The sequence below is a fragment of the Mycolicibacter sinensis genome (assembly GCF_001673565.1).
GTDB lineage: Bacteria > Actinomycetota > Actinomycetes > Mycobacteriales > Mycobacteriaceae > Mycobacterium > Mycobacterium sinense_C.
Genome location: NZ_LZMF01000016.1, coordinates 1 through 713, shown reverse-complemented (window position 1 = coordinate 713; position 713 = coordinate 1). Strand labels below are relative to the sequence as shown.

At 69.4% G+C, this 713-nt stretch carries 1 protein-coding gene; it reads right to left on the bottom strand.

The features are described from left to right. Nucleotides 1–713 (bottom strand): ketoacyl-synthetase C-terminal extension domain-containing protein (locus A5648_RS02595; protein WP_131810509.1); only part of this gene is annotated, 713 nt, incomplete at both ends.

Sequence of the window (713 nt, the reverse complement as noted above, 5' to 3'; positions counted from 1 at the left end):
GGCACGTCGGCGCCGGCGCCGGTCAACCACTGCGCCAGCACACCGGCGGTGGCCGCGATCCGCGCCGGCGACTTACCCGACACCACCAACGTCTGCACCACCGGCTCAGCAACCGGCCCGGCCGGCTCAACCGCCTCGACGACCGGGGCCTGCTCGATCACCACATGCGCATTGGTGCCCGACACCCCAAACGAAGACACCCCCGCCCGCCGCGGACGCGACACCGCCGGCCACGCCATCGCCTGCGCGGCGATCTGGAACTTCGACGCCCCCGCACCGGCATTGGGCGTCAACTCCGAAAAGTTCAGGTGCCGCGGAATGAAACCCTGCTGCACCGACAGCACCGTCTTGATGAAACCCGCGACACCCGAAGCCGATTCAAGATGCCCCAGATTCGTCTTCACCGAGCCCAGCACCAGCGGCGCCGAGGAACCACGCTCACCGAACACCGCCGCCAGCGCATCCAACTCGATCGGATCACCCAGCGCGGTGCCGGTGCCGTGCGCCTCGACGTAGTCGATATCACCCGGCTCCAACCGCGCCGCGGCCAACGCCGCGCGCACCACCTTCTGCTGCGCCGGACCCGACGGCACCGTCTGACCACTCGACGGCCCATCCTGATTCGCCGCCGAACCCCGCACCAGCGCCAGAATCCGGTCACCATCACGCTGAGCATCCGAAAGCCGCTTGAGCACCACCACCCCCGCGCCCTC